This window comes from Nonomuraea sp. NPDC049646, assembly GCF_044465525.1.
GTDB lineage: Bacteria > Actinomycetota > Actinomycetes > Streptosporangiales > Streptosporangiaceae > Nonomuraea.
The window spans coordinates 713596-739044 of record NZ_JBITLU010000003.1; the positions used below are offsets into that span (position 1 = coordinate 713596).

A 25449-nucleotide genomic window follows, 5' to 3' on the forward strand; every position below is an offset into this window, starting at 1 on the left:
GGGACAAAACCCGGTTTGACGTTGACGTTGCGTCAACTTCTAGCATCGGGGCCATGTCGATCACCGTTCTTGACACCTGCTCCGCCATGCGGCGGATCCTGCTGGCCCCGATGGCCGACCGCGCCGGCCTGCTGCGTTCGATGCTGGAGCCCAACGCCGGCATGTACCGCCACTACCCGGGCGAGGTCGATCTCGTGTCCGTGCATCGCCAGACCTCCGGGTTCCCCATCGACCGGGACGAGGAGCGCTGCCTCGACGCGCTGGACGCCCTGGAGGCGGCCGGAGCCTGGGAGCGGATGCGGCGCGCGCTCGACGACGCTCTGGCCGTGCTGGTGGAGGCGACGCCGGGGTTGCAGGTCCCGGACATCACCGTGCTGTTCGTGCTGGGCGACCCGGCCGACGAGCATTTCATGGGCCCCTGCAAGGGGCTGACCGGGTTCGGCGGCATCTCGGGCAACATCGCCATCACGTTGTGGCCCTTCCCCGAGAACGTGGAGCGGCTGGAGGCCACCGCCGTCCACGAGCTCCACCACAACCTGCGGTGGAGCCCGGGCGGGGTGGTGTGGGACCCGATGACCGTCACGGTCGGCGAGCACATCGTCGGCGAGGGCCTGGCCGACGCCTTCGCCCGCCAGCTCTACGGCGACGAGCTCGGCTACGCCCGCATCGGCGTGCCGCACCTGCACGACGACGCGGTCTTCGACAAGGTGCTCACCGGCCTCGACGTGACGGGCATGCAGAACTTCACCGCCTGGGTCCACGGCGACCCCGGCGCCGAGCACCTCGGCGTCACCCCGGTGGGCCTGCCGATGGGCGCCGGGTACGCCGCGGGCAACCGGCTGGTCGACGCCTACCTGGCCGCGACGGGTCAGACGGCGGCGCAGGCCCTGCACGCCGACAGCGCGGAGATCATCGCGACCACGCTCCGCCGCGGGTGACACTGGAACGATGGAGTGGACGATCCAGGAGCTGGCGGCCAGGGCCGGCGTCAGCAGCCGTACCCTGCGGCACTACGACAGCGTCGGGCTCCTGACTCCGTCCCGGGTGGGCGCGAACGGCCACCGCCACTACGACTCCGCCGCGGTCCTGCGGCTCCAGCGGATCCTGCTCCTGCGCCGGCTCGGCATGGGCCTGCCGGCCATCGCCGAGGTCCTGGCCGAGGAGGTGGACGCGGGCGACGGCCTGCGTGCCCACATCGCCGCCCTGGAGGAGGAGCGCGACCGCATCGACCGGCAGATCAGCTCCGTGCGTCACGCCCTGGACGCCCTGCTGGCGGGGGCCGAACCGCGGATGGACGTCATGCTGGCCGGCTTCAACGACCACTACAAGGACGACGTGATCGCGCGCTGGGGCGAGCGCGCGTTCCAGGTGAGCAACGACTGGTGGCACGGCAAGACGCTCGACCAGCAGCGGGCCTGGAAGCGGGCGGCCGAGGACCTGGTCGCCGCGTGGGTCGCCGCGGCGCGGGCCGGGGTCTCGCCGACCTCCGAGCGCGCCCAGTCGCTGGCCGCCCGGCACGTGCGGTGGCTGAGCCAGATCCCGGGCACGCCCACGGCCGAGGGCGACCGGGAGCGCTCGATCGAGATGGTGAGCTGCCTCGGCGACATGTACGTCGACGACCCCCGCTTCGCCGACATGTACGACGACGCCGCCGGGGCGAGGTTCGTCCGCGACGCGTTGCAGGCGTACGCCCGCACCCGCATGTAACCGCCGTCCTGGGCCCACGGCGGGCCCACCCGTCAGAAGTAGCGGGACGTCAGGTCCGTCGTGGGCCAGGAGGAGACGGTGACCTTGTTCATGTCGTCGTCGAGCGTGTCGAAGTCGAGCGAGCCGGTCTCCTCCCTGCGGTTGAACACGACCGCGTAGCTGAAGCCGTTCTGCAGCCGGGCCAGGTAGGAGTACGTGCCGGGCATCGAGCCGTCGTGCCAGGTGTTGAGGTGGCCGGTGACCTGGCGCACCCACCAGCCGCCGCCGTACCAGGATCCGTACTGGTTGACGCCGATCTCCGGCTTGGCGACCAGCTTGGCGATCGAGGCCGAGCTCAGCACCGTGCCGGGCTTGTCGAAGGCGAGCGTCCAGCGCACCAGGTCGACGGCGGAGGCCAGCCAGCCGCCGTTGGCGTCCTGGTTGGGCATGTTGAAGCCGCCGTACTGGTAGGGGACGACGGTGCCGGAGGCGTCCACCACCGACTTGTTCGTGTACTGCGACTCGTAGGCGACCTCGCCGGGCGCGGCCTCGCTCCGCAGGCTGCGGCCGAGCCGCATGCGGGTGATGCCGAGCGGCTGGAGCAGCTTGCTCTTGACGTACGACTCGTACGACATGCCGGAGACCTTCTCGATCACGCGGCCCAGCAGCAGGTAGCCGTAGTTGCTGTAGACCATCTTGGTGCCGGGGTCGAAGTCGAGCTTCCGGGCGGTGGCGTACTTGACGATGTCGGCGTGGCTGATCGGCAGCGGCACGTCGAGCGCGGCGGCGATGGTGTGGTCCAGCCAGAGCTGGTCCTTGGAGACGCCGCGGTCCCAGCCGCCGAGGTGCTGCATGAGGCGCAGCACGGTGACCTGGCCCATGCGCTCGTCGAGCGGGGTGAGCCCGAGAAGCTGGGTGACCTTGGCCGACAGGCTCAGCTTGCCGTCCTGCACCAGCCGCATGATCGCGGCGGAGGTGATGTTCTTGCTCAGGCTGGCGATCCGGAACAAGGACGTCGGCGTGACCGCGGGCAGCGCCCTGGAGAAGTCGTTGTAGCGGTAGCCCCGGGCCAGCACGATCTTGCCGCTCTTCATGATGGCGAGCTGCGCGGCGGTGATCTTCCGGTCCAGCACGAACGTCTTCAGCAGGTTGTCGAACCCGGCCAGCGAGGCGGGCGCGACGCCCGACATCTCGACCCCGGGCAGTTCGGGCCGCGCCGCCCGGGCCGCCTGGGCCGCCGTTGCGGGTGCGAGGATCGCGGCCGGAACCGCGATCGCGCCGGTTCTGAGAAGATTTCGCCGGGACAGCAGCGTCACGTCAGGGCCCCCAAGTCACATCCGTACCATTAGGGCCCGTATCTTACGGACTTTTCAGTCATCCTTGACAAGGATCTGCCAGATCGCGCCCGGCCGCAGCCCGGCGACCTCGCCGCCGGGCCGGAGCGCCGAACGAGCCTAGACCCGGGTCATCGTGGACTGGTAGCCGCCGCCGGGCCACTCCCAGGCGCCGGCGTTGGTGGCGCCGTCCTCGCTGAACTTGCCGACGAAGCGGGCGGGCGAGCCCTGGTCGCCGTACCAGATGGTCAGCGTGTCGCCGCTGACCTCCCAGGTGTACTTGAGGATCTCGGCGGACTGGCCGAACAGGTGCGACTTGAGGGTCTTGCTCTCCTCGTCGTAGCCGATGTACTCCACGGCCTTGGTGTCGGCCAGGTCGACGTGCTGGACCAGGAAGTTGCCGCCCTCCAGCCATTCGAAGCGCACGGTGCCGGCGTCGGTCGCCTTGCCGTCCTCGACGTTGCTGACCCGCCAGGTGCCGATGAGGACGTCGAGCTGCCGGAGCGCGGGATTGGGGGTTTTATCGGTCATGGTGGTTTCCCTCCGTTTCAGGGTGACAGTGCACGGCTTGGCGCGGCGGGACCAGCGGCCCGATGCCGTCCGGCGAGGGCCGGTGATTCGCGACTGACCTGCGAGGACACCGATCGGCGGCACTCCGGTCGCGCGTCCAGCATCCCTTGGTGCCGAGCCGATTGTCCACTGAAAGAGCACGTTGAAAGAAGCCGCGACACGGGCGCCGTGCGATTCTCGGGAAGAAATGCTTTCGTGCGGGAATTGTCGCGCGGCAGCGAATAGGCTGGAGGATTTTCATGGATTCGCCGTCGGTCTTCCGCAGGCCGCCGGCCCGCATCCCCGGCGCCGCTCCCGCCCTTCCCTCTCCGCCCTCCCCTCCCGCTGCACCGCCGGCCGCTCCCCCGCCCTTTGCCTGAGCAGACCGTCCATCTCGACCCCAAGGAGACGCCTGTGAGCCGCCGTGGCTGGGTGCTGTTCGCCCTGATGTCCGTGATCTGGGGCATCCCCTACCTCCTCATCAAGGTCGCGGTCGGCGGCGTGCCGGTGCCCGTGCTGGTCTTCGCGCGCACCGCGATCGGCGCCGCGCTGCTGCTGCCGCTGGCGATCCGCGGCGGGCAGCTCGCGATGGTCCGGCGGTACTGGCGGCCGGTCACCGCGTTCGCCTGCCTGGAGATCCTGGCGCCCTGGTGGCTGCTGTCGGACGCAGAACGGCGGCTGACCAGCTCGACCAGCGGCCTGCTGATCGCCGCGGCGCCCATCCTCGGCGTGGCGCTGGCCCGCCTGAGCGGCGGCGGCGAACGGCTCGGCAGGGCCCGCTGGACCGGGCTGGTGATCGGCCTGGCCGGCGTCGCCGTACTGGCCGGGCCGCACCTGGGCGGCGGCGACGCCTGGGCGATGGGCGAGGTGCTGCTGACCGCGCTGTGCTACTCGATCGCCCCGCTCGTCGCCGACCGGCACCTGCGGGACCTGCCCACCATCCCGCTGACGGCCGCCTGCCTCACCCTGGCCGCGCTGGTCTACACGCCCGCCGCGATCTGGACCTGGCCGTCGGCCCTGCCGAGCTGGCAGGTGCTGGCGGCGCTGGGCGGCCTCGGCGTGGTCTGCACCGGGCTGGCGTTCGTGGTGTTCGTGGAGCTCATCAAGGAGGCCGGGCCGTCGCGGGCGCTGGTGTCGACGTACATGAACCCGGCGGTGGCGATCGTCGCCGGGGTGCTGATCCTGGACGAGCCGCTGACCGCCCTGATCGTCGTCTCGTTCGCGCTGATCCTGGGCGGCTGCGTGCTGGCCACCCGCGCCGAGGAGGAGCCGCCCGCCCCGGCGGCCGGCCCGCCGGAGCGGGCCGAGGAACTGGAAGTACGGTCCTGACCCGTTCTCGTGGTCGAGGCGTTGCAGGAAGCTGCCGGACGCGGGCAATTAGCTGAGGCCCGCATTCCCGATAATGCGGTCGCACATCGAACAAAATCATTGGTATCCGACGACCAAGAAATCGATGGGTGACCTTCCGATGACCACAGAACTGCTCCGCGATTTCATCGCGCACGCCGAGAGAGAACCGTCCGCGACGGCGCTGCGCACCAGGACGGAAAAAGTCGGCTACGCCGAACTGGCCGCCATGGCCGGACGGGCCCAGAAAGAACTGGACGCATTTCCGCCGGGCCCGGTCGCGGTGCTCGCCCGCAAGTCGCCGCAGGCGGTCGCGCTCGTGCTCGGCTGCCTGGCGGCCGGGCGTCCGCTGCTGCTGCCGCCGATCGACCTCGGCGCGGTCGCGCTCGGCGAGTTGTGCGCGCGGGCGGGCTGCGTCGAGGTGCTGGCCGCCACCCCCGAGGACGCCGCCGAACACCCCGACGTGGTCACCGCCGTGATAGGCGGGCCCGACGGTGAACACAGCGGCGGGCCCGCGGTTCCCGAGCCGGTGGCGGTCGCCGATCAGGACACCGCGTTCATGCTGACCACGTCCGGCTCGACCGGCACCCCGAAGATCGTCCCGCTGTCGGCGGGCGCGGTGGCGCGGTTCACCGGCTGGGCCGGCGAGGCGTTCGGCCTCGGCCCCGGCGAGGTGGTGTTCAACTACGCGCCGCTCAACTTCGACCTGTGCCTGCTGGACGTGTGGGCCACGCTGCGGCACGGCGGATGCGTCGCCCTGGTCGACCCCGCGCTGGCCGCCAACCCGCGCTACGTCTGCGACTTCTTCGCCGCCTGCGAGGTCACCGTCGTCCAGGGCGTGCCCATGCTGTACCAGCTGCTGGAGGAGGGGGTCTTCCCCGGCGTGCGGCACGTCATCGTCACCGGCGACCACGCGCCGGTCCCGCTGCGCGCCGGCCTGCCGCGCAGGTTCCCGCGCGCCCGGCTGCACAACGTCTACGGCTGCACCGAGACCAACGACAGCTTCTGGCACGAGTTCGACGCCGCCGAGGCGGCCGGGCCCGCCCCCCTGCCGATCGGCCGCCCGCTGCCCGGCGTCGTCGTGGCCTTCGGCCCCGGCCTGGACCCCGTCCCGCCGGACGACGGCGGCACCGAGCTCCTGGTCTGGACACCCTTCCAGACCGACGGGTACGTGACCCCCGACCCGGCCGCGGCGACCGGCAGGTTCGTGACCGGGCCGGACGGCCGCCGCTTCTTCCGCACCGGCGACCTGGTCCGCCGGGACGCCGCCGGCCGGCTGTTCCTCGTCGGCCGGGACGACTTCCAGCTCAAGGTGCGCGGCGTCCGGGTCAACCTGGAGCAGATCGAGCGGGTGCTGCTGGAGCACGACGACGTCCTGGAGGCCGCGGTCGTCCCGGCCGTGGACGGCGCCGAGACCCGGCTCACCGCGTTCGTCCGCGGGACCGGGCCGGGGCGGCTTTCGGGGCTGCGCCTGCGTACGCACTGCGCGATGCGGCTGCCGCGGGCCGCGATCCCGTCCGCCATCAAGCTGGTCGAGCAGCCGTTCCCGCGCACCTCGACCGGAAAGGTGGACCGAAAGCGCATCGGCTGACACGCAAAAGCCTATTGCGGGCACGCGCATTCTCGGAGATGCGTACGCGTGCGCGCGCGTGTGATGCTGCCTTTCGTGGACATCACACACCAGATTAAAGAATTCGTGGTGACCGAGTATCTCCCCGATACTCCGCCCGACGAACTCGAGGCCGACTACGACCTTTTCCGCAACGGGGTCATCAGCAGTCTGGGCCTGTTGAAGCTCATCGGCTGGATCAAGGACCGGTTCGACGTCCCGGTCGACGAGCTGGACATCGCCCCGGAGAACTTCAGGACCGTGGCCGCCATTCGTGAATTCGTCGGAAAAGCATTATCAGCACCAGCAGAACGGACACTGCAATGATCATCCGCAAGATCTCTGACGTGACGCCGGTCGAGTGGGGGAACGGCCTGAGCCACCGCTTCCTGGTCGAGCGCGACGGCATGGGCTACTCGCTCACCGACACGATCGTCTGGGCCGGCACCAGCTCCCCCCTCCAGTACCGCAAGCACCTGGAGGCGTGCTACTGCATCAGCGGCCGGGGCGCCGTGATCGACGCCGACGGCCGCCAGCACGTCCTGGAGCCGGGCACCATGTACGCGCTCGACCAGAACGATCCGCACCACCTGATCGCCGACCCCGGCGAGGACCTGCGGCTGATCTGCGTCTTCTCCCCCGCGTTGCAGGGCGACGAGCGCCACCAGCTCGCTGAGGCGCAGTTCTCCCACTACTGACGGATCTGGTCACCCATGGACGAGTGGAGCGACACACACCGCGAGCTCAGGGCCGAGTTCGCGGACTGGTACGAGGTGCTGGGCGAAGGCCACCTGGACGCCGACCGGGACGCCGACCGGACCGCCGGGCTGCCGGCGCACAAGTGGGAGCAGGTGCGCGCCTCCGGGCTGCTGCGCCTGCCGTTCTCCCCCGAATGGGGCGGCCGCGGCCTGGACCTGCTCAGCACCATGTACGTCCTGGAGGGCCTCGGCGAGGGCTGCCGGGACGGCGGGCTGTGCTTCTCGCTCTGCACGCAGATCGTGAGCGCCGGGATCCCGCTGCAACGCTTCGGCAGCCCCGAGCTGAAGGCCCGCCACCTGCCCGGCATCTGCGACGGCACGACGATCACCGCGCACGCGATCACCGACCCCGGGGGCGGCTCCGACGTGCTGGGCATGGGCATGACCGCCAAACCGGACGGCGACGACTGGGTCCTCGACGGCGACAAGGTGTTCGTGACCAACGGCCCGGTAGCCGACCTGATCGTGGTCTACGCGGTGACCGACCGCGACCTGGGCCCGTTCGGCCTGACCGCCTTCCTGGTCGAACGGGACACCCCCGGCCTGCTGACCGGCCCGGACGTGCCCAAGATGGGGTTGCGCACGTCCCCGCTCGGCGAGCTGACGCTGCGCGACTGCCGGGTCCCGGCCGCCAACGTGGTCGGCCGGCCCGGCATGGGCTTCACCGTGCTGGAGCACGTGATGCGGTGGGAGATCCTGTGCTCCTTCATCGTCCAGGCCGGCGCGATGCGGCACCGGCTGGACCGCTGCGTCGAGCACGCCTCCCGGCGCCGCCAGTTCGGCCGGCCGATCGGCTCGTTCCAGCATGTCGCCGGCCAGATCGTGGACATGAAGATCGGCGTGGAGACCGCCCGGCGCTGGCTGTACGACGCCGCGCGCGGCTTCGCCGCCGGCCGGGACGTCGCCACCGACATCGCGATCGCCAAGGTGGTCACCAGCGAGGCGAACGTCAGGTCGGCGCTGGCCGCGATCCAGATCTTCGGCGGCAGCGGCTACCTGACCGGGACCGGGCTGGAGAAGGAGCTCCGGGACGCGGTCGGCGGCACCATCTACTCCGGCACCTCGGAGATGCAACGGATCCGCATCGCCCGGATGCTCGGCCTCAAGGAGTCACACACATGACCGCTGACCTGGCCGCCACGAAGTTCCTGGACGCCGGCCACCCCGTGGTGCGCGAGTTCGCCGAACGGGCCGTCGAGGGCGCCGGCACGCCCACCGAGCAGGCCGTACGCCTCTACTACAAGGTGCGCGACACCATCCTGTACGACGTCTACGACATCGACATGTCCCGCGACGGCCTGCGGGCCAGCACGATCATCGCCCGGGGCAGCGGCTTCTGCCTGCACAAGTCGGTGGTGTACGCCGCCGCCGCCCGCGCGCTCGGCATCCCGTCCCGGCTGGTGTTCGCCGACGTGCGCAACCACCTGGCCTCCGGACGGCTCAAGGAACTCGTCGGCGGCGACGTGTTCCGCTTCCACGGCCTGGTCTCCGTCCAGCTCGACGGCCGCTGGGTGAAGGCCACCCCCGTGTTCAACAAGATGTTGTGCCGGCTGTACCGCCTGAAGCCCCTGGAGTTCGACGGCACCGCCGACAGCGTCTACCACCCGCACGACGAGTCAGGCCGGCGGCACATGGAGTTCCTGCACTGGCACGGCGAGTTCGACGACTTCCCCTACGAGCTGGTCCTGGAGGGCTTCAGGACGGCCCACCCCGCGCTGCTGGGCGGCCGGGACCAGACCGTGAAGGGCTCGCTGACCGCGGAAGCGGGCGTCTGACATCCATCGACGAAGTCCTTATGAGAGGTATCCGTTGAACGAGCGCGTCAAGTACACCCTGAACGAGGACGACATCCCGTACACGTGGCTGAACATCGCCGCGGACTTCGGCGAGCCGGCCCCCATCCTCGACCCGGCCACCGGCGCGGCCATCACCCGGGCCGAGCTGTGCAGGACGATCGCCGAGCCCCTGGTGGACCAGGAGCTCAGCACCGAGCCGGAGTTCGAGATCCCCGGCCCGGTGCGCGACATCTACCGCCAGTGGCGGCCCACCCCGCTCTACCGGGCGCGCCGCCTCGAACGCGCCCTCGACACCCCCGCCCGCATCTACTACAAGTACGAGGGCGTCTCGCCGGTCGGCAGTCTCAAGCCCAACTCGGCGGTGCCGCAGGCGTACTACAACAAGCAGATCGGCAAGACGGGGCTGGTCACCGAGACCGGCGCGGGCCAGTGGGGCAGCTCGATCGCCTCGGCCGCGGCCATGTTCGGGCTGAGCGCGCAGGTGTTCATGGTGGGCGTCAGCTACCGGCAGAAGCCGTACCGCCGGGCCCTCATGGAGGCGTACGGCGCGGTCTGCAACTCCAGCCCCAGCCCGCTGACCGCGGCCGGACGGGCCGTGCTGGCCGAGGACCCCGACCACCCCGGCAGCCTCGGCATCGCCAAGTCCGAGGCCCTGGAGGTCGCCTTCGCCAACCCCGACCTGGGCTACACCCGCGGCAGCTCGCTCAACCACGTGTGCGCCCACCAGACCGTCATCGGCCAGGAGGCGATGCTCCAGATGGAGCTCGCCGAGGACTACCCGGACATCGTGGTCGGCCCCTGCGGCGGCGGCAGCACCCTGGCCGGGATGTGCTTCCCGTTCCTGCGCGACAAGCTGCGCCGCGGGCGCGAGATCCGGCTCGTCGCCGCCGAACCGGTCGCCTGCCCCACCCTGACCCGCGGCCGCATCGCCTACGACCACTCCGACGCGGCCCGGCTCACCCCGCTGTCGCGGATGCACACGCTGGGCCACAAGTTCGTGCCGCCGCCCGTGCACGCCGGCGGGCTGCGCGCCCACGACATCTCGCCGCTGATCAGCCGGGCCGTCGAGAACGGGCTGATGGAGGCGGTCGCGGTACGGCAGACCGCCTGCTTCGAGGCCGGCGTGCTGTTCGCCCGCGAGGAGGGCATCGTGCCCGCCCCCGAGTCGGCGCACGCGGTGCGGGCCGCCATCGACGAGGCGCTGCGCTGCCGCGAGCAGGGCCAGTCGAAGGCGATCCTCATCGCGCTGTCCGGACACGGCCACTTCGACCTGGCCGCCTACGAGAAGTTCCAGGCCGGGCTGCTGCCCGACGACGAGCCGACGGACGAGGACCTCGCCCACGGCCTGTCCAGCATCCCCGACCTGGCCCGCGCCTGACCGGGCGCTGACGCGCGGCCTGCCTGCCGGCGGGCCGCGCCGTCATGTCTGGAACGCGGCGACTAGCGCTGCTTGAGCCGCTGGGCTTCCTTGCGGGCCTCCGCCTGGACGGTGCGCTCCCGCTCCAGCCAGTCGGGGTTCTCCGCCTTCAGCGCGTCGATCTCGGCGGTCGTGAGCGGCTCGGTGATGCCGGCCCTGAGCAGCCCCGAGATGGAGACCCCGAGCTTGGCGGCGACCACCTGCTTGGGGTGCGGCCCGTTACGGCGCAGGTCGGCGAGCCACGCGGGCGGCTTGGCCTGCAGCTCGTTCAGCTCGTCCCTGGAGACGACGCCCGCCTGGAACTCCGCGGGCGTGGCCGAGAGAAGGACACCCAGCTTCTTGGCCGCCGTCTCGGGCTTCATCGTCTGGATGCTCTTCGGTTTGGACGAGGTCATGCCCCCAAGCCTAGCCAGTCGGGACAGCGTCCCCGACATCGATACCCTGAGGACGTGACTGACGAGAGCGGCGAAGACTTCCGGCTGGCGTACGCGCCCGGCGTGACCCCCGCCAAGTGGGCCGGCGTCTGGGCCGAGCGGCTGCCCGACGTGCCGCTCACGCTGGTCACGGCCCCCACCCCCGAGGCGCTGGCCCTCCTGCGCGGCGGCGGGGCCGACGCCGCGTTCGTCCGGCTCCCGATCGACCGCGAGGGCCTGAGCGCGATCCCCCTCTACGTCGAGACCACGGTGGTCGTGGTGCCGAAGGACCACGCCGTGGCCGCCGCCGACGAGGTGACCCTCGCCGACCTGGCCGACGAGGAGATCTTCCACCCCCTCGACGACGCCATCGAGTGGGCGTCGCGGCCCGGGCAGCCGGCCTTCACCCGTCCCGCCACCACGGCCGAGGCGGTCGAGATGGTGGCCGCCGGCACCGGCCTGCTCCTGGTCCCCCAGTCGCTGGCCCGCCTCCACCACCGCAAAGACCTCACCTACCGTCCGGTGACCGACGCGCCGCAGTCCCAGGTCGCCCTGGCCTGGCCCACCGACGCGACCACCGACCTGGTGGAGGACTTCATCGGCATCGTGCGCGGCCGCACGGTCAACAGCTCGCGCGGGCGCGCGCCCGCCGCCCCCCAGGAGAAGCAGGCACGACGCCAGCCGCCCAAACCGGCCCAGAACCGTGCGGGGCGACGTGCCGCGCCGGCGACCCGCAAGAAGAAGGGCCCCCGTCCTCGCTGAGGGTTGACGGCGGGGGCAGGGCGACTACTTTCTCTTAAGAAGCTTTCCTAACAGTGCACTGCCTGTCGACCCCCTGGAGGTCAGCACATGCGCGCGAGAAAGCACTTGGCCCTGCCCCTAGCGACCGTACTCACCACCGTCCTCGCCACCGTCGCCCTCCTCGGCGCCGCCTCCCCCGCGCACGCCTCCCCCACCGGCTGCACCACCGGCCGGGACGGCAAGACCGCCTGGGCGTACTGCAGCGGCGGTTCCGGCAACTACGCCGTGGTCATCCGCGTCACCCATCCGGACCCCACGGTGGGGTCGTGGCCGGAGGTCGGCCCGTGCGTCTCCCCCGGCCAGCGGTCGGAGTACACGCCGTACCACAGCATCCCGTTCACCGTCACCGGCATCACCTACTGCTGAAGCCGGAAGCGCCGGGCAGCCGGTCTCCTTCGCCTACGTGACGATGAGACCGGCGTCCGCCAGCACGGACATGAACAGCCCTCCGCACAGCAACGCGACGGGCCACACCCGCTGGGTGAGGGCGACCAGGATTCCGGCGAGGAGTGCCAGCAGAGCGACGATGGTGAGGGCGTCCATGTGCGTGTTCCTGCCCGTAGGGGGTGGTCTCAGCCGCCGGGGGTCAGAGCTGGCCGAGCTTCGGGATGATCTCGCTGAGCACCCAGAGCGCCAGCCCGAGTGCGAGCAGGTTGACGCGCGCGCCGCCGATGTTGAAGGCGGACAGGACGAAGCAGGCCAGGGCGAGGATGAGCAGAATGAGAGTGATCATGCCGTGTTCCACTTCTGTAGCTGGGGTGGTTGCACAGCGCTACCCGTGATCATGCGATGTAGGCATGACCGCGGAAAGTCCGCCCTCGACCGCCCGTACGTCCGGCTACCTGCGCAGGCACGCCGGCAGGACGGCCACGGCGAGAAGGGCCGTCCCGAACACGATCGCGACGGCGCGCCGCCCGGAGACGAGCGCGAGGACCAGCCCCGGCGCGGGCGCGCCGATCGGCGGGGGCCCGATCTCATGACCCGGATCGTCCTCGGGAGACCTCCGGCCCGCCGGCGCCTGGTCCTTTGCCGTGCGCGAACCGGGGTTCGTCAGGCCGGCGCGAGCCGGAGGAAGTGGATCGCCGTGTTGGCCCGGCAGCCGATGCGTTCGTAGACCGGCTGCCCGGCCGGCGTGGCGTGCAGGACCAGCCTCCGGTGCCCGCTCCGCCTGCCGCCTTCGTGGATCGCCTTGCGGGTGACGGCCTCGCCGTACCCCCTGCGCATCTCCTCCGGCAGGGTGGCGACCAGCGCCAGGAAGATCGAACGCGGCCCGGCGACGGTGGCGGCGCAGGTCACCGGCCGTCCGTCGCGGTATCCGAGGTAGGCGTGCACGTCGCCGCGCCACAGTTCGGAGCCGGCCAGGGCGAGCCTGCCCGCCTCGGGCGTCATGCCGTAGGCGCGGGCGTTGATGTCGCCGTACGCGGCGAGGTGCTCCTCGGTCTCCACCCGACGGAACTCCAGGTCCGGATGATCCGGCTCAGGCACGGACAGGTCGCCCGCCATGCCCCGTCCCGAGAACGCCGGCTCCAGCCCGGCCTCGGCCGCACGCCGGAACAGGCTCTCGCGCGCCTGGGGGCTCAGCAGCTCCTCGAAGATCCACAGATATCCGCTCTCCGACCTGCCCCTCATGAAGGACGCCGCCCGCGCCAGCCGCTCGCCGAGCGCGTCCGCGGGGATGCCCGTACCGGCCAGCGTCACGGTGTTCCAGAAGCCGAAGGGGCTGTCGGCCCACATGTGCACGACGCCGTCGTCCGTGCCGATCCGGCCGCCTCGGTCCCGTACCAGCTCGCTCCAGACGGCGACGAGATGATCCCTGGACTCCACGGCCTCTTCGAACGCCGACACAACCGGCCCCTTTCCGAAGGAGACACCACGACCGGATGGTACGACGCGAGCCCACCGGCCGAGCCACTATCCATGACGACCTTTCCTGGGGTACCCGGCTGTGCTTCCCTTGGGAGTGGCGACCGAAGGGTGGTATCTCGAAGAGATGAAGCGCGATGACTCCCGCTCCATCAACGCCTTGCGCGCCACGTCCCAATTCGCGGCCTTGGAGCCGATCTGGGCCGGCATCAGCTCCACCATGCAGCTGCGGGCCCTGCTGGTGTTCGGGGCGCTCTTCAACGAGCGGGTCTACGTACATGACACGCAGCTCGTGGACAACCCCCGGGTCGTGGGCGACTTCAGCAGGTCGGACCTGCGGGAGAACAACTTCTACCGCCTGCTCAGAGATCTCGTCGCGGCGGGCGTCGTCGCGGTCGGGCTCCGCGCCCACAACTACCTCTACCGGGAGGACCGGCTCGATCCCTGCGACTCCCTGGCGGAGGTCCTGGACAGCTGGAAGCGGAACAGCCCCGACGGGAAGGGATGGGTCGTCTCGCCGGTCTCGGTCGCCCGCGACCGCATGATCAAGGAACTGGACGGCGTACTCGCCGGGGACGGTTCCGTCGTCGTCCGCTACGACTATGTCACCGCCAAGGACGACTTCATGCGGCAGGTCCGCGAGGCCGCCAACTCACCCGACTCCGTCCTGACCGGCCTGCTGTCGGCGCAGCCGACCGAACTGAGAAGACGGTACGACGAGATCCTGTCGCGGCCGCGGTTCTCCCACACCCCCATCTTCGCGCTGCTCCACGACTCCGGACTGCCGGTGAGCAGCGAGCTGATCCAGATCCACGGCCTGTTCGACGAGACCGCGCACGCACGCGCGTTCAACGCGAGAATCATGGGCTCTGACTGGACCTCAGGGGACGGCACCGGCCTTCCCGAGGCCGTCCTCACCGACGCGCGGCGTGCGCACAGCCGGCCGGATCCCCAGCTCGACATGCGGGAGCTCGTCGAGACGGCCTATCGGATGGTCGAGGGCCCGCCGCCCGACCTGCTGGCCATGCTCCGCTTCGAGGAGATCGTCGAACTGCGCGAACAGGCCAGGGAGCTGTTCGAGATCCAGTCCTACCTCGAAGTCTCCAACGCCCGGGACGTGGACGACGCCCTGGCCACGGCCCTGGCCGACTGCGCCGCCGACTACTGGCAGCGTATCTGCGACCACATCCGGGCGACACGTCCCCATCTGGCGGTCAAATCCACCAGGCTCGGCATCTTCCTGCGCAGGAAGATGCCCGGACTGGCGAAGGTCGCCGAACGGTTCGCGATGACGGGCCTGTCGACGCTCACCGAAGTGGCGGTCAACATGGTCCCGGTGGTCGGGGGCATGCTGGGCGAGGAGTCGAAACGCAGCATGCTGCGGCGCGCCAACCTGGAGTTCGTCTTCTTCACGGACTCCTCGCGCATGCGGGAACTCAGGAGCTTCTACCCGCACCGGAGCTGGATCTCCTCCGACGCGAGAATGATCACACGTGGGTGAGCGCGGAACACCTTCCCGGGAGTCCTGATGTCGACGACACCTTCCCTCTCGCAGCGCGACGGACTCACCTGGGCCGTGCGGCCCGCCAGCGGTGACCGCGTCGGTCCCGGGCCGCACGAGCAGGACATCTGGCGCCTCCTGCAGTCCTTCGCCGAGCCCGGCTCGGCCTTCCTCGACGTCGGCGCCCACGTCGGCCACTTCGCCTTACGGATGGCCAGGGCCTTCACGAAGGTCGTCGCCGTCGAGCCGAACCCGGTCGCGCTGGGCGCGCTGCACCTCAATCTGCAGCTCAACGAGATCGGCAACGTCGACGTCCAGCCGGTGGCCGCACACGACTCCGGGGCACGATTACGGCTCTGGGATCCCTACGACGTCACCGCCGGCCCCTGCACGCGTACGCTCGCCGCCGGCGAGCCGGCGACCATCCCCGCCGACTGCATCACGTCCGCCCTCCACCACGGCGAGGAGGGGTACGGCGCGTTCCTCGGCGAGGCCGACGCCCTGCCGATCGACCTGATGACCTCCCGGTCCCGGGAGAGGATCCGGCTCGTCAAGGTGGACATCGAGGGCCATGAGGCGAAGGCGCTGGCGGGCGCGGCGGAGACGATCGCCCACCACCAGCCGGCGCTCCTGATCGAGATGCACGACTCCATGTACGGCGAACGCATCAGGGAGGAGGTGATCGAGCAGCTCACGCGGCACGACTACGCCTGGTGCGACTTCTCGCTCTATCAGCGTTCGAAGATGACGCGGTCGGACATGTGCCCCTACATCTACGCCGAGCCGGTCAGCACGCGGCGGATGCGGGACGTCCTCGACTTCGCCGTCCGGGCGAACGAGGGCGCGGCGTCACGCTGGGTGACGACTCCGTGAGACGGTCAGGATCACCAGGCTCATCTCCTCGTGCCGCACCCAGCACAAGGCCTCGAAGTCGCCTATCTCCGCCTTCAGCAGCCCTGCTTCCTTGTCGATCGTGCGCAGCAGGCCCGAGTCGAGGTCGGTGGAGAGATACTCCAGGCAGTTGAGGACGAACGTGGCGGCCATCGGCTCCGCGGCGTGCACGGCACGGATCTGCCGCACCGCCGATGACGAGAGCTGGATCTCGTAGTAGCCCTTCACGAGGCCAGCTCACGGCGCAGGTCGCCGAGCCGCATCGTCTCCATGCCGGCTTCGAGCTCCGCGATCAGCCTCAACCCCGACCTCCGGTCAGCGGCATCCTGAGCCTCGTTGAGCAGGTCGACGCCGGCGGCGGCCACCTCGTAGGGCACCACCGCGGCCACGAGGCGGCCGTCCTGCTCCAGCAGGACGACCTCTCCCGCCGTCGCCTGGTCGATGGCTTCCTGGACGGCGGCAGCGGTGGCCGGGATCCGCAACGTGCGATTTCGCATGGCAGGTGGCCCTCCGTTCGCGGACTGCGCAGCCCCTTCGGCTTATGAGCCCTTACCCCGGGGACCTCCACCACAATACTTCGCCGCCGTTACGGAGAAGTCGCAGTCGATGCACATCGACCTGGCGATCAGGCAGTCGGCCTCACCGGCGACCTCCCCTCCATGTGTCGCGTTCCGCGGGCTTCACGTCGCCGAAGCTGGGCCGGTCGTAGCAGCCCGCCGACCCGGCGGTGTAGGTCAGGCGCGCGTTCTGCTCCGGGTTGATCAGTACGACGAGCGACACCACGGCCGCCACCGCGACGCGGGCCCCACGCCGCCGGACGGGCGGGAGATCCGCCGGGCGACCACCGGCGGCCAGCTCACGGGCGGTGGCCGCGATCCACACGGTGCTGACGAGCCTCACCGCGTCCACCAGGATCACCATCGCCAGACCGCCGCCGAAGCCCCCTCCGAGCAGGGCGGCCCCGAACAGCGCCAGACCGGCCGAGGCGTCGGACCCATCGCCCCTTCCGTCGTCCGTGTAGAGTTCGCCGAAGGTCGGCGGCGACCACTCGGCGGCCACCCAGAGCCAGGTGTCGCCGAGCACCAGCCCCGCGACCGCCGCCAGAAGAATCAGACTTACTAATCCGATCCTGATAAACCGCCATAAATGTTCCGAAGACACGGGACGCGATCTTAGTGCGGCGCCACCACACCGACAGGCCCAGCGGAACAGACGATGCCGTACCGGTGTCGTCCAGGCCCGCCATTCACCGGCGATCTGGTTTGATCATCCCCGTTCGACCGGATCGGCGCGCACGGAGACGCCTTGACTGCAGACAGCCGCACCAGGAATTCCCGCAGAACCGGGTCCGTCATCGTCGTCATCCTCGTTCTGCTCGCCTGTCTGACCGAAGGCGTGCACTTGTTCGGCGGGCGCGCAGAACGCATGCGCGAGGTCTATGGCGGCGCCTTTCAGACAGCGCATCCTGAGTACCAGCTCGTCGTGAACCACGAGGTGAGTGTGGGCCCCTTGTCGATGCGCCTGACGGCCGCTGGTTTCGAAATGCACCCGGGTCTGCGACGTCGCCAATCAGGCGGACAAATAGTGACCGACGTGCTGGGCATCGTCTCCGCTCCCGCCATGCCGGAGACGACGATGAGCCCGTTGCTGCGCTCGTTCCACGGCGGCGTCGTTCATCTGTTCCTCTCCGGATCGCACGGGGACGTCGGCAAGCCTGTCTACTGGCGCTCGTGCGCCGTCTATGAAACCGAATGCGCGAATACTTCCCCGATCGAGCTCTACAGACGTTGGGTGGCCAAGTTGCAGTGGACCGACTCGCTGAACCTGAAGCCCTTCGGGATCGATCCCGGCCGCTTACGTCAGGCGACGCATGAAGGCAGGGTCTATGGATTCGTCACCTACAGCCACCCGAAGCCAGCACTCGCCGAATTGATCGAAAAACCCGGAGTACGCACGATCAGAATCACCGCATCATCGCCCATGGCGTCGTGACCACCCCACTCGGCGTCGAACCACCGACGGTCATTGCACGTGCGCGACCGTTCACCCCGCCTCAGAACGACAGCTTGAACCCGTCGTGACTGCGTACGAAGCCGAGAGAGTCGTAGAAACGATGGGCCTCCGTGCGTCGTTTGTTACTGGTGAGCTGGACCAGGGTGCAGCCACGGGCGCGTGCCCGCTCGATCGCCCAGGTGAGCAGTTCGCGCCCGAGCCCCGCCCCACGTCGATCGGCACGCACCCGGACCGCCTCGATCAGCGCCCGCTCCTGACCGTGTCGTCCCAGGCCGGGGATGTACGTCAGCTGGAGGCAGCCGACGACCGTACCGTCTTCCTCGTCCAGAACGATCATCTCGTTGCGCTCGTCGGCGTCGACGGCCTTGAAGGCTCGCTCGTACGCCTCGTCGACCTCAACGGTCCGGGGATCGACCACGGTGTCCTCGTCAGCCAGGAGCGCGATGATCGCCGGCAGATCCCGGCGCGTCGCAGTACGAATAGTCACGCCACAGAGCATGCCAGGCACCGGAGATCGGAAGAGCAGCCGATGCCACGTCGACGACACGAAACCCCGCTGCCAGGCGGTTGCTGCTCTATCCGCGTGAAACGGATATGCGTCGCCACGAAAGAAAGGCAGCGAACAACGTGACCCCGCCTGCAGCGATCAGTACGGTAGCGGGAATCTTAACGAGGTTCCGCAGGTCTCTGCAGCTGTCCAAATGTTGCGCAATGTCGGCCCAGACGGGGGACAGATCGAGTTCCTGCCGGGTGACTTCGAAAAATGCCGAGCCGCAAGATACACCACCCGACGTAACAGACATCAGACCAGCGAGAAGGCCCGAGCCGATCAGCAGGAAGGCAACAAACGCCATCGCTTTGGGAGACATGCCAGTCCTTCCGTGGTTCCAACGGCAGTGGATCATTTCATGGCGAAGCTTGAGCCGGGAAGACCTCTGCCTCAGCCCAGGGAACAACAAATGACACGCTGACAGCACAGCGATCACGTTTACCTGCCCTACGTCCACACCGACCCACTAGGAGCTGTTTGAAGTTCGGATCTAGATGAGGGTCGGTGGTTGGCTGCCGTGGCTGGTAGAACTCGGATGTGGCGCGCTTTGATGTGACCGATGCCGAGTGGGCTTTGATCGAGCCGCAGCTGCCGGTGGCGGCGACCGGGCCGCTGCCACGGAGGGTGCGTGATCAATTCAACGGGATCTTGTGGCGGTTTCGTACCGGGTCTGGCTGGCGTGACGTCCCGGAACGCTACGGGCCTTGGTCCACCATCTACTCCCGGTTCAACGGCTGGGCCAAAGCCGGCGTGTTTCAGGGGCTGATGGACGCGCTGATCGCCGAGGCGGCATCGCGAGGACAGGTCGGCCTGGAACTGGTCAGCGTGGACTCCACGATTGTGCGGGCGCATCAGGACTCGGCCGGGCTGGCGGTCGCCGGAGAAACGCTGGATGCGCTGGAGCAGGCGCTGACCGAGGAAAAGGGGGCTCCGCTGCCGGAGCAGCCGCCGGTGCTGAGGGTGATGCGCCGCAGGCCCCACCCGATGCCGATGCGCCGCCGGCGGACGATCGCGCCGCCGTCCGGCGACGCCGTGAGGCTCGGGCGGAGGCGGCCGCGCTCGGTCGATCCCGGGGCGGGCTGAGCAGCAAGATTCATGCTGCGGTCGATGGCGCGGGGTTGCCGCTGGTTTTCGTGCTCACGCCTGGGCAGGCCGCCGACTGCCCGCAGTTCAGCACCGTCCTGGACAAGATCCGCGTGGCCGGGCCGGTGGGCCGGCCCCGGACCCGCCCTGCCGCGGTGGCCGCGGACAAGGCCTACTCTTCCAAGGCCAATCGGGCCTATCTGCGTCGCCGTGGCATCGGCGCGGTCATCCCGGAGAAGAGTGACCAGCAGGCCAACCGGAAGAAGAAGGGGGCGGCGGGTGGGCGGCCCGTCGCCTTCGATCCGGGGCGCTACCGGCAGCGCAACACCGTTGAACGCTGCTTCCAGAAGATCAAGAGCTGGCGTGGCCTGGCGACCCGCTACGACAAAGCCCCGGAGAACTATGAGGCCGGGCTCTGCCTGCGGGGCTCGATCATGTGGTTAAGACTCCTCACCTCAACCACATAATGATCCGAACTCCAAACAGCACCTAGCACTTCCCCATCACCCTCAGGGTCACTGACTGGCACAGATCCGTACGCACGCGCACGCAACTGAACGCCGGCCTATGGTGCCTGTCGCGCTCACCACAGGGCCGCAACTGCACGTTTGCTTCGCACCCCATCATGATGACCGGATGCGCCGAAAGGATCTCCCGGAGGATATCGCGCGTAACCAAGATGGGCGCGTCTGGGATGTGTTGTGCGTCGGGATTGCCGTCGGGGTAGTGGCCTGGGGCGCCATCGGCGCATGGACCGCCATCACGGTCGGCAACTACCCGTGGAACAAATGGATCCCCTTCGCCAACGGGGCCAGCAAGGGCGCATTCCTCGGCCTGCTCGCCGCCCTCATCTCTCTCATCCCCTCAGCCAAGGGATTCCGAAACGGGTGGCGATGGACTGTCTTCGTCGCCGCCTTCATCGGCGGAAGCCTGTTGGGCACGGTGCAGGATCTCCTCGGCGCGCCGGCCCCTGCCGTCTATTTTATGGACGCCCTTTCAGATGAGCAGTGGTACGGGACGACCATGCTGCTGCACTGGGCGGGCAAAGTGGCGCTGCCTGCCGTCGTGTGCGCCGTAATCCTTACTACGCTTGCGGGTCGTCCCTATCGGTCGCGACAGTCGATCGCCTTCAGCGCGGCGCTCTTCCTCGCCGGCGTCACGCTGCTCCTGCTTCCAGTGATCGCCTCCACTCTTGCACCTGAGATCCAGGGCAACGGCCAGCACGCCAACGAGGGACCTTGGGCCGGCATGCGCTGCTGGGCCGTCGGAATACCCATCCTGATGTCCGGACTGGTTCGATGGGCCTTGCTCAGGGCCAGTCGCGAGCACCCCCGCGAAGGCGATCACGTCGTTAATCGGTGAATCAGGGTGAGGAGCCCTGGATCGTCGACCACCCCAAGCACCTACGGCGGCCAGCCATGCAGGGCGATCATAGGGCTGCATCTGTAAGGCGGCGCGGCACGCGGGATCGGTGTGTTCGATCGGTACGGCGATGCTGGCGTGCGGTGCCCGGCCCGATGTTCCGCCGCCGTCCGGTGGACCGGCTCCCAGACCGCACCTCTGGACGGCGGGCGGGCGGAGGGCCGAGGTACCGGCCCGGTCGCTGCCCTGCCTGCCGGTTCTCCTTGCACGGCTTCCGCTTCCGCGAACCACGTGGACAGCCGGTGGCAAGCCGGATGCGCAGCTTGTGGAGCCTCTCCAGAACCGCATCGAGCCGGGAGACTACCCACCTGGCACGCTGCTGCCGAGCGAGAACCAGCTCATTAAGGAGTTCAGCATCTCCCGTCCTACCGTGGTCGTTGCCCTCCGCGGATGCGCGAGCATGGATGGATCGAGTCCCAGCAGCGCAGGGGTCGCTTGATCCGCAGCCGACCGGCAATGGCCTCTGTCGAGCAGAAGCGGCCGGGGGGCAGGCGGACTTGACCAAGCCGAAGGCCGCCTCCACGGGCGAGGTGGTCAAGGTGGGTTCGGCGCTGTGCGCGACGTCTCCGGCCGGCCTCTGACCGTCGTGGAGTCTTGCTCTCGGCCGACAGGCATGAGTTAGTGGACGCCTACCCCGTTTTCTAGCATCCGGGTACTCCGTGCGCCCGTTCTGGGGGCGCCGTGCACACCGGCGGATCTTCCTGCCACACATGGTTGCTGCGGCTCTTGTGCTGATACATCGCGAAGAGGACGAAGAGCACCATGCCGAGCACGACGAGCCCATAGAACCAGGTGCCACCCTTGCTGTTCAGCGCCCTGGCGACGATCAGGCCTACGACGGGTCCTCCGCCTCCGAGTCCGAGCGCCAGGTAGACGAGCACCTGGCCTAGGTCCGCATTCGCCGGTTCGCCTCCCATCAGCGCGAAGCTGTACGCGAAACCCAGCCATCCGAGTACCAGGGTGCCCAGCACCCATACGACCCCTAAGACCAGCAGGGCCGTGCTCCCTCGCGATCCACTGCTTTCCGACTCCATGATCGAGAGTATTCGTTCTGGCTTGTCCGGGAAGCAGCACAGCGCGTTCACGATTCCACACCGAAGCTTCTCTCAGGCGCTTGGTGTCACGGCGAGGCCGAGCCCGTCAAGGACTTCGACGTCGCGTCCAGCGCATCTCCGCCGAGTGGCCACGCTGGCGCCCCAAGGCCGCGCGGTCGGCGTAGGGGCCATGGCCGCGAAACACAAGGAAAGATCGGCTTTCCCGACCTGCACTTCCACGATCTTGGGCACCGGGAACACGATCGCCGCCGGCTCCGGTGCGAGCCTCAAAGATCTCTTGCAGCGCATGCGACGCAACTCCGTCCGCGCCGCACTGATCTACCAGCACAGCACGGCGGAAGCAGATCGCAAGATCGCCGACATCATGAACGCGAAGATCGAAAGAGCCTCCGCGCCTGCTACTGACACGTCAACGGCACGAAGCCCCGTTTCCGTGATCGGAAACGGGGCTCTTCAGGCTGGTGGGCGGTACTGGGTTCGAACCAGTGCCCCCTCGCTTGTAAGGCTCGCCGCGACAAGGTGGGACCTCGGGTGATTCGGGGTCCTACCTCGGCGAACGTTCCGCCCTGGTCCTCGACCGTCCACGCTCGTCCTGGGCCGTTGTCACTCAGATAGTCACTCAGTGGGAGCGGCCTGGCCGTGCTCCAGATAGACGGTTCTGCCAAGCTCGCGTGCAGTAGCGGCGGCCTTGACCCGACGGGCAAGCCGCTCGATCAACAGCCCGTCCAGTTCCTCGACGGGATGGAACTCGTAGGCGCTCAGCTCGTTGTCCACGAACCTGATCTGCTTGAGCAACTCGCCGTCCAAGGTGCCTCCGTCGAACACGAACAGGACCTTGTCGCCCTCCTTAGGGAGAGGCGCCCAATCGACCACGAGGAGGCGACCGATGGCCGGCTGAATGCCCAGTTCCTCTTGCACCTCTCGAACGCACGCCTCGTACGGGGTCTCCCCCGGCTCGACGTACCCGCCCGGAATGTCCATGGAGGGCTTGTACGTAGGGCGGACGAGAAGCACACGACCGCTGTCATCGAAGAACAGCGCACCGGCAGCGGCACGGGCCTGGGCGAACGGCGGAGCCTCCTGATCGTTCACAGCCCCGACCTTACGCCACAGGGACTGCCTTCACACGATGTGCAGTCGCCGGGCGAGAGCCGCGAGTTGGTAACTGGGTTTGCCCTTCTGCCTTCTGATCCACGACATCGTGAGCTGACGGCTGAGGTAGTGATGGCGCACCTGCTCGGGAGCGATGGTCTCGGCCTCCAAGAGCGCGGCCATCGCGTCGTCGGTACGGTTCCACAGGCTCAGGGCATGCGCCACGGCCAGGCCATGACGAGCGCGACGTTCGATCGGAAGCCTGCTGGTATCCAGCTTCGGCCCGAGTTCCACAGCCACCTGGATGTCTCCCAGCTCGATTGCCGTGGCCACCTGATGGATACGGACGTTCGTCGGCCCGAACGCGGTCCAGACATGGTTGGCGTCACCGCCGAGCCGCACCGCCGCTGCCTGTGCCTCGGCGAGGAACGCGCGTGTCGTGCTGCGGTCGTCGTCTCGCGCCGCCGCCATCGACCCGGCGAGGTACAGCGTGCCGTACACCGAAAGCAGCTCAGCCGTGGCGTGCGGGAGGCCGGGAGACAGCAGGTCGGCGGCGTCCATCGTGAGCTGCTTGGCTGCCTCGTAGCGACCGTTGGACAGAAGGGCGTGGGTCACGGAGCGAAGCAATGAGGCCGTCACGAGCTGATCACCGGATTGCCGTGCGAAGGAGAGTCCCCGCTCAGCGGGGATCCATGCGAGATCAGCCTCACCCACCTTGGCCAGGATGCTGGCAGCGGCGTGGTAGACCTGCCCGAGCACTCCCGATGCGGCCATGCGCGCGTCACCGTTCGCTACGCGCGCAGCATGATGCGCCTCTCCCAGGAGTCCGGGCAGAGTCCGGATCACGGAGCTGTACCGGGCTCCCTGGTACGCCCGCCACACTTCGGCAAGGGCACGTCGCAGGTCGGCCTGCCCGGAGGGTTCCGCGTTCTCCACGAGCCCGGCCATCGGCGAGAGCTGCCGATAGTCCGTGATCGCGGCGCGCAGTGCTGGGATGGTCTGATCGCCGCTTCCGTCCGTCCACTCGAACAGGTGCGGCTCGGCCAGTAGATCACCGAGGGACACGTCCAATACGCTCGCCAGGGATTTGATGACGGACAGACGATCCAAGGTGATGCGGTCGTTCTCCACCTTGCTCAGCCAGTCGGTGGTCCGTCCCACCAGCCCGGCCAATACGTCCTGAGACATCCCACGCCGTCGCCGGTACCAGGCCACGCGCTGGCCGATGGACAGATTGCTGGTCATTCCTCGCATGCACCTCATCCTCATCGGATGCCTACGACGGACCCCTGAATTTCTTTCCGGCCTCACAGCTCGGCCGACACATACCGTCACGCTACGTCACTGCCGTACGTGATGGGAGGTCACTCATGCAACCGCCGAACCGACACCCCACGCCAGAGAAGCACGCCGCCGATGCCCTGGCCGACGCCCTCGCCGCTCACGGCGTATCCGCAGACGTCCATGACGGCTATGGCCTGAGCCTGGTGTCCGTGTGGGTCGGGCTCGTCGTCTGGTGCGACGGCGATTGGTACTGGTGGCGGGCAGGCTGGGACGACCGCCGCAAACGAGTGCTGTACGCCCGCCATCCGGCCATCGAACCGTCGAGAGCCGCGCGCCGGGTTGCCTTCCGCTACGCGGACCTTCAACGACGCCACCCTCTCTCGGAGACGATCCGCAGTCTGCGACCGGAATCCACGGAAGCGGGCACTCAGTGAAGATCCTGCGCAGTGGCATGCTTGCGCTGGTGTCCGTGTGGGTCGGACCGGTCGTCTGGTGTCACGGCGGGCGGTACCGGTGGCGGTCAGCCTGGGACGCGAGACGACAGCGAGTCATCCACGCTTGGCACCCCTCCACCGAGCCCACTCGGGCCGCGCACCGAACCGCTCTCCGCTACGCCCGCCTACGGGAGTCGCAGCCGCCCTGTACACCGGTCGTCGGAGTGCAACCATGCCCATGACCTTGGCGAAGTTGATTGCCGAGTACCCGGAGTGGCAGGTTCACGACATGGCCGCAGGGTGGGCGGCCATTCGGAAACAGTCTGTTCCCTGTACAAGGGGCCAGTCCAACGTCCGTTGCGGGGCGACGTTGGATGAACTGGCCGCGAACCTGCAAGCGGAGACCAGGCTAGAAACCAGTAAAGAAACTCTGAGCCAGCAAATTGTCGTCGGCCCTGTCCTGTCCCGGGACATGCTTGACACGTCGATCCCAAGACATGGGTGACAGGTGCTGTTGTCGGCCAGTCTGGCGTGCGTCGTTGCGGCGTCGT

32 protein-coding genes and 1 pseudogene are annotated in these 25449 nt (G+C 68.8%); 19 read left to right on the plus strand and 14 right to left on the minus strand.

The features are described 5' to 3' along the window. Positions 1-53 precede the first annotated feature (53 nt). Both ACIBQ8_RS12320 and ACIBQ8_RS12325 read left to right on the plus strand, forming a co-directional pair. Positions 54-938, plus strand: a complete 885-nt coding sequence (locus ACIBQ8_RS12320; protein WP_397191938.1) for a DUF2268 domain-containing protein — start codon at positions 54-56, stop codon at positions 936-938. Between the two features lie 10 nt (positions 939-948). After that, entirely contained in the window at positions 949-1707 is a 759-nt protein-coding gene (locus tag ACIBQ8_RS12325; RefSeq protein ID WP_397191939.1) for a MerR family transcriptional regulator, read from the plus strand. A 32-nt stretch (positions 1708-1739) separates the two neighbouring features. On the opposite strand, the gene ACIBQ8_RS12330 is transcribed toward ACIBQ8_RS12325, so the two are convergent. Together ACIBQ8_RS12330 and ACIBQ8_RS12335 are read right to left on the minus strand one after the other, a co-directional pair. Further along, positions 1740-3002: a serine hydrolase domain-containing protein gene (locus ACIBQ8_RS12330; RefSeq protein ID WP_397191940.1), complete on the minus strand. Its 1263-nt coding sequence runs from the start codon at positions 3000-3002 to the stop codon at positions 1740-1742. 138 nt (positions 3003-3140) lie between these two features. Then, the gene (locus tag ACIBQ8_RS12335) at positions 3141-3551 is read right to left on the minus strand and encodes a hypothetical protein (protein ID WP_397177975.1); all 411 of its coding nucleotides are present in this window, start codon (positions 3549-3551) and stop codon (positions 3141-3143) included. A 432-nt stretch (positions 3552-3983) separates the two neighbouring features. Between ACIBQ8_RS12335 and ACIBQ8_RS12340 the strand changes: the two genes are divergently transcribed. From ACIBQ8_RS12340 to ACIBQ8_RS12370, 7 genes are all read left to right on the plus strand, one after another. Continuing rightward, positions 3984-4898 (plus strand): DMT family transporter, encoded by a 915-nt coding sequence (locus ACIBQ8_RS12340; protein ID WP_397177976.1) that lies wholly within the window; start codon positions 3984-3986, stop codon positions 4896-4898. A 139-nt stretch (positions 4899-5037) separates the two neighbouring features. Continuing rightward, positions 5038-6507, plus strand: coding sequence for an AMP-binding protein (locus ACIBQ8_RS12345; RefSeq protein WP_397191941.1), 1470 nt, complete (start codon positions 5038-5040; stop codon positions 6505-6507). Between the two features lie 48 nt (positions 6508-6555). Beyond that, positions 6556-6852, plus strand: coding sequence for an acyl carrier protein (locus tag ACIBQ8_RS12350; protein ID WP_397177978.1), 297 nt, complete (start codon positions 6556-6558; stop codon positions 6850-6852). Continuing rightward, the gene (locus ACIBQ8_RS12355) at positions 6849-7223 is read left to right on the plus strand and encodes an ectoine synthase (protein ID WP_357965497.1); all 375 of its coding nucleotides are present in this window, start codon (positions 6849-6851) and stop codon (positions 7221-7223) included. The genes ACIBQ8_RS12350 and ACIBQ8_RS12355 overlap by 4 nt, the downstream gene beginning before the upstream one ends. Before the next feature lie 15 nt (positions 7224-7238). After that, entirely contained in the window at positions 7239-8405 is a 1167-nt protein-coding gene (locus ACIBQ8_RS12360; RefSeq protein WP_397177979.1) for an acyl-CoA dehydrogenase family protein, read from the plus strand. Next, entirely contained in the window at positions 8402-9058 is a 657-nt protein-coding gene (locus tag ACIBQ8_RS12365) for a transglutaminase family protein (protein ID WP_397191942.1), read from the plus strand. The genes ACIBQ8_RS12360 and ACIBQ8_RS12365 overlap by 4 nt, the downstream gene beginning before the upstream one ends. Before the next feature lie 34 nt (positions 9059-9092). Beyond that, complete coding sequence (locus tag ACIBQ8_RS12370; protein ID WP_397177981.1) at positions 9093-10457, plus strand: TrpB-like pyridoxal phosphate-dependent enzyme; 1365 nt, start codon at positions 9093-9095, stop codon at positions 10455-10457. Between the two features lie 62 nt (positions 10458-10519). Here ACIBQ8_RS12370 and ACIBQ8_RS12375 read toward each other — a convergent pair whose 3' ends face one another. Next, positions 10520-10891 (minus strand): DUF5997 family protein, encoded by a 372-nt coding sequence (locus ACIBQ8_RS12375; RefSeq protein WP_397177982.1) that lies wholly within the window; start codon positions 10889-10891, stop codon positions 10520-10522. Between the two features lie 54 nt (positions 10892-10945). Here ACIBQ8_RS12375 and ACIBQ8_RS12380 point away from each other — a divergent pair, with 54 nt between their 5' ends. Beyond that, positions 10946-11671 (plus strand): LysR family substrate-binding domain-containing protein, encoded by a 726-nt coding sequence (locus tag ACIBQ8_RS12380; RefSeq protein ID WP_397191943.1) that lies wholly within the window; start codon positions 10946-10948, stop codon positions 11669-11671. Between the two features lie 87 nt (positions 11672-11758). Then, positions 11759-12076, plus strand: a complete 318-nt coding sequence (locus ACIBQ8_RS12385) for a hypothetical protein (RefSeq protein ID WP_397177984.1) — start codon at positions 11759-11761, stop codon at positions 12074-12076. Positions 12077-12109: 33 nt separating this feature from the next. On the opposite strand, the gene ACIBQ8_RS12390 is transcribed toward ACIBQ8_RS12385, so the two are convergent. Continuing rightward, positions 12110-12253, minus strand: a complete 144-nt coding sequence (locus ACIBQ8_RS12390; protein ID WP_397163323.1) for a hypothetical protein — start codon at positions 12251-12253, stop codon at positions 12110-12112. A 43-nt stretch (positions 12254-12296) separates the two neighbouring features. Then, positions 12297-12443, minus strand: coding sequence for a hypothetical protein (locus ACIBQ8_RS12395; RefSeq protein ID WP_352323191.1), 147 nt, complete (start codon positions 12441-12443; stop codon positions 12297-12299). A 64-nt stretch (positions 12444-12507) separates the two neighbouring features. Between ACIBQ8_RS12395 and ACIBQ8_RS12400 the strand changes: the two genes are divergently transcribed. Next, the gene (locus ACIBQ8_RS12400) at positions 12508-12690 is read left to right on the plus strand and encodes a hypothetical protein (protein ID WP_397191944.1); all 183 of its coding nucleotides are present in this window, start codon (positions 12508-12510) and stop codon (positions 12688-12690) included. Positions 12691-12760: 70 nt separating this feature from the next. Here the strand turns inward: ACIBQ8_RS12400 and ACIBQ8_RS12405 are convergent, their stop codons facing one another. After that, positions 12761-13555, minus strand: coding sequence for a GNAT family N-acetyltransferase (locus ACIBQ8_RS12405; protein ID WP_397191945.1), 795 nt, complete (start codon positions 13553-13555; stop codon positions 12761-12763). 145 nt (positions 13556-13700) lie between these two features. On the opposite strand from ACIBQ8_RS12405, the gene ACIBQ8_RS12410 reads away from it, so the two are divergent. Then, positions 13701-15074, plus strand: a complete 1374-nt coding sequence (locus tag ACIBQ8_RS12410) for a hypothetical protein (RefSeq protein WP_397191946.1) — start codon at positions 13701-13703, stop codon at positions 15072-15074. 27 nt (positions 15075-15101) lie between these two features. Continuing rightward, positions 15102-15947 carry an FkbM family methyltransferase gene (locus ACIBQ8_RS12415; RefSeq protein ID WP_397191947.1) on the plus strand — a complete coding sequence of 282 codons (846 nt, stop codon included), beginning with the start codon at positions 15102-15104 and terminating at the stop codon, positions 15945-15947. Here the strand turns inward: ACIBQ8_RS12415 and ACIBQ8_RS12420 are convergent. From ACIBQ8_RS12420 to ACIBQ8_RS12430, 3 genes are all read right to left on the minus strand, one after another. After that, positions 15924-16193, minus strand: coding sequence for a hypothetical protein (locus tag ACIBQ8_RS12420; RefSeq protein ID WP_397177989.1), 270 nt, complete (start codon positions 16191-16193; stop codon positions 15924-15926). The two genes, ACIBQ8_RS12415 and ACIBQ8_RS12420, sit on opposite strands and share 24 nt — an antisense overlap. Beyond that, positions 16190-16462, minus strand: coding sequence for a hypothetical protein (locus ACIBQ8_RS12425; RefSeq protein ID WP_397191948.1), 273 nt, complete (start codon positions 16460-16462; stop codon positions 16190-16192). The genes ACIBQ8_RS12420 and ACIBQ8_RS12425 overlap by 4 nt, the downstream gene beginning before the upstream one ends. A 142-nt stretch (positions 16463-16604) precedes the next feature. After that, positions 16605-17126, minus strand: coding sequence for a hypothetical protein (locus ACIBQ8_RS12430; protein ID WP_397191949.1), 522 nt, complete (start codon positions 17124-17126; stop codon positions 16605-16607). 144 nt (positions 17127-17270) lie between these two features. Here ACIBQ8_RS12430 and ACIBQ8_RS12435 point away from each other — a divergent pair, with 144 nt between their 5' ends. Further along, on the plus strand, positions 17271-17957 hold the full coding sequence (locus ACIBQ8_RS12435; RefSeq protein ID WP_397191950.1) for a hypothetical protein: 687 nt from the start codon (positions 17271-17273) through the stop codon (positions 17955-17957). A gap of 61 nt (positions 17958-18018) precedes the next feature. Here ACIBQ8_RS12435 and ACIBQ8_RS12440 read toward each other — a convergent pair whose 3' ends face one another. Together ACIBQ8_RS12440 and ACIBQ8_RS12445 are read right to left on the minus strand one after the other, a co-directional pair. After that, positions 18019-18477, minus strand: a complete 459-nt coding sequence (locus ACIBQ8_RS12440) for a GNAT family N-acetyltransferase (RefSeq protein WP_397191951.1) — start codon at positions 18475-18477, stop codon at positions 18019-18021. A gap of 76 nt (positions 18478-18553) precedes the next feature. After that, entirely contained in the window at positions 18554-18847 is a 294-nt protein-coding gene (locus tag ACIBQ8_RS12445; RefSeq protein WP_397191952.1) for a hypothetical protein, read from the minus strand. Positions 18848-19065: 218 nt separating this feature from the next. On the opposite strand from ACIBQ8_RS12445, the pseudogene ACIBQ8_RS12450 reads away from it, so the two are divergent. The 3 genes and pseudogenes from ACIBQ8_RS12450 to ACIBQ8_RS12460 all read left to right on the plus strand — a co-directional run bounded on the left by ACIBQ8_RS12450 (position 19066) and on the right by ACIBQ8_RS12460 (position 21472). After that, positions 19066-20078 (plus strand): annotated as a pseudogene (locus tag ACIBQ8_RS12450) (IS5 family transposase). A 169-nt stretch (positions 20079-20247) separates the two neighbouring features. Continuing rightward, entirely contained in the window at positions 20248-20973 is a 726-nt protein-coding gene (locus ACIBQ8_RS12455) for a hypothetical protein (RefSeq protein ID WP_397191953.1), read from the plus strand. A gap of 130 nt (positions 20974-21103) precedes the next feature. Then, a complete protein-coding gene (locus ACIBQ8_RS12460; RefSeq protein ID WP_397191964.1) occupies positions 21104-21472 on the plus strand; it encodes a GntR family transcriptional regulator in 369 nt (122 codons plus the stop codon). Between the two features lie 202 nt (positions 21473-21674). Here ACIBQ8_RS12460 and ACIBQ8_RS12465 read toward each other — a convergent pair whose 3' ends face one another. The 3 genes from ACIBQ8_RS12465 to ACIBQ8_RS12475 all read right to left on the minus strand — a co-directional run bounded on the left by ACIBQ8_RS12465 (position 21675) and on the right by ACIBQ8_RS12475 (position 24425). Further along, entirely contained in the window at positions 21675-22118 is a 444-nt protein-coding gene (locus ACIBQ8_RS12465; protein ID WP_397177999.1) for a hypothetical protein, read from the minus strand. Between the two features lie 585 nt (positions 22119-22703). Next, the gene (locus ACIBQ8_RS12470; RefSeq protein WP_364329088.1) at positions 22704-23180 is read right to left on the minus strand and encodes an NUDIX hydrolase; all 477 of its coding nucleotides are present in this window, start codon (positions 23178-23180) and stop codon (positions 22704-22706) included. Between the two features lie 30 nt (positions 23181-23210). Further along, the gene (locus tag ACIBQ8_RS12475; protein ID WP_397191954.1) at positions 23211-24425 is read right to left on the minus strand and encodes a helix-turn-helix domain-containing protein; all 1215 of its coding nucleotides are present in this window, start codon (positions 24423-24425) and stop codon (positions 23211-23213) included. A 125-nt stretch (positions 24426-24550) separates the two neighbouring features. Between ACIBQ8_RS12475 and ACIBQ8_RS12480 the strand changes: the two genes are divergently transcribed. After that, complete coding sequence (locus ACIBQ8_RS12480; RefSeq protein ID WP_397191955.1) at positions 24551-24898, plus strand: hypothetical protein; 348 nt, start codon at positions 24551-24553, stop codon at positions 24896-24898. Positions 24899-25449 lie beyond the last annotated feature (551 nt).

Coding starts and splice junctions, on each gene's coding strand:
- ACIBQ8_RS12320 (WP_397191938.1), top strand. CDS start 54: ATGTCGATCACCGTTCTTGACACCTGCTCCGCCATGCGGCGGATCCTG.
- ACIBQ8_RS12325 (WP_397191939.1), top strand. CDS start 949: ATGGAGTGGACGATCCAGGAGCTGGCGGCCAGGGCCGGCGTCAGCAGC.
- ACIBQ8_RS12335 (WP_397177975.1), bottom strand. CDS start 3,551: ATGACCGATAAAACCCCCAATCCCGCGCTCCGGCAGCTCGACGTCCTC.
- ACIBQ8_RS12345 (WP_397191941.1), top strand. CDS start 5,038: ATGACCACAGAACTGCTCCGCGATTTCATCGCGCACGCCGAGAGAGAA.
- ACIBQ8_RS12355 (WP_357965497.1), top strand. CDS start 6,849: ATGATCATCCGCAAGATCTCTGACGTGACGCCGGTCGAGTGGGGGAAC.
- ACIBQ8_RS12360 (WP_397177979.1), top strand. CDS start 7,239: ATGGACGAGTGGAGCGACACACACCGCGAGCTCAGGGCCGAGTTCGCG.
- ACIBQ8_RS12365 (WP_397191942.1), top strand. CDS start 8,402: ATGACCGCTGACCTGGCCGCCACGAAGTTCCTGGACGCCGGCCACCCC.
- ACIBQ8_RS12375 (WP_397177982.1), bottom strand. CDS start 10,891: ATGACCTCGTCCAAACCGAAGAGCATCCAGACGATGAAGCCCGAGACG.
- ACIBQ8_RS12385 (WP_397177984.1), top strand. CDS start 11,759: ATGCGCGCGAGAAAGCACTTGGCCCTGCCCCTAGCGACCGTACTCACC.
- ACIBQ8_RS12390 (WP_397163323.1), bottom strand. CDS start 12,253: ATGGACGCCCTCACCATCGTCGCTCTGCTGGCACTCCTCGCCGGAATC.
- ACIBQ8_RS12395 (WP_352323191.1), bottom strand. CDS start 12,443: ATGATCACTCTCATTCTGCTCATCCTCGCCCTGGCCTGCTTCGTCCTG.
- ACIBQ8_RS12400 (WP_397191944.1), top strand. CDS start 12,508: ATGACCGCGGAAAGTCCGCCCTCGACCGCCCGTACGTCCGGCTACCTG.
- ACIBQ8_RS12410 (WP_397191946.1), top strand. CDS start 13,701: ATGAAGCGCGATGACTCCCGCTCCATCAACGCCTTGCGCGCCACGTCC.
- ACIBQ8_RS12415 (WP_397191947.1), top strand. CDS start 15,102: ATGTCGACGACACCTTCCCTCTCGCAGCGCGACGGACTCACCTGGGCC.
- ACIBQ8_RS12425 (WP_397191948.1), bottom strand. CDS start 16,462: ATGCGAAATCGCACGTTGCGGATCCCGGCCACCGCTGCCGCCGTCCAG.
- ACIBQ8_RS12440 (WP_397191951.1), bottom strand. CDS start 18,477: ATGCTCTGTGGCGTGACTATTCGTACTGCGACGCGCCGGGATCTGCCG.
- ACIBQ8_RS12445 (WP_397191952.1), bottom strand. CDS start 18,847: ATGTCTCCCAAAGCGATGGCGTTTGTTGCCTTCCTGCTGATCGGCTCG.
- ACIBQ8_RS12455 (WP_397191953.1), top strand. CDS start 20,248: ATGCGCCGAAAGGATCTCCCGGAGGATATCGCGCGTAACCAAGATGGG.
- ACIBQ8_RS12460 (WP_397191964.1), top strand. CDS start 21,104: ATGCTGGCGTGCGGTGCCCGGCCCGATGTTCCGCCGCCGTCCGGTGGA.
- ACIBQ8_RS12475 (WP_397191954.1), bottom strand. CDS start 24,425: ATGACCAGCAATCTGTCCATCGGCCAGCGCGTGGCCTGGTACCGGCGA.
- ACIBQ8_RS12480 (WP_397191955.1), top strand. CDS start 24,551: ATGCAACCGCCGAACCGACACCCCACGCCAGAGAAGCACGCCGCCGAT.